Genomic DNA, 626 nt, shown 5'->3' with positions numbered 1-626 from the left:
TTCATGATCTTAGTGCTCTTCCGACATGGATTAACGACAAAGAACGCATCATCATTCTTTATGTTGAAACGACACCAGATGCCGCAGTGAAGAACACAGATTTGATGCGAAATTTGGAACATCAACATGTGCAAGTTTGCCTAATCAACCATCTACACAGCCAACAGCTTGATTTCGGTCACCGTGTCGCAGCGATCATTACTCAACCTTTGCTAGGACAACGTCTACTCAAAGCGCTTGAAAGCTGTGCTGAACGATTTACTCAATCTATTTCCGTCGTTCAGCCTGCAACCCGACTTGAAACATTACCCAAAGTGCTCGTTGTAGACGACAATACTGTGAACCAAAAAATTGCTGGGTTGCATGTCACCAAAGCCGGCTTTAGTTTTGATGTCGCTGCGAATGGTGAGGAAGCGGTCGACATGTTCAGAACATCCCAATACTGTCTGATTTTGATGGACTGCATGATGCCGGTGATGGATGGTTTCGAAGCAACGAAACAGATCCGCGCTTATGAAGCAAGCTTAGGACTCGAAAAAACGCCGATCATCGCGCTAACAGCCAGTGTGGTCGACGACGATATTCAACGCTGTTTTGACTCCGGGATGGACGCTTATGTGCCTAAA

At 46.0% G+C, this 626-nt stretch carries 1 protein-coding gene; it reads left to right on the top strand.

Annotation, left to right across the window (positions count from 1 at the left end):
- A partial coding sequence (locus R7Z77_RS26495; RefSeq protein ID WP_318137191.1) for a response regulator occupies positions 1-626 on the top strand: 626 nt, incomplete at both ends.

The sequence above is a fragment of the Vibrio sp. 1401 genome (assembly GCF_033340295.1).
This window is presented reverse-complemented; position numbering and strand designations above follow the sequence as displayed.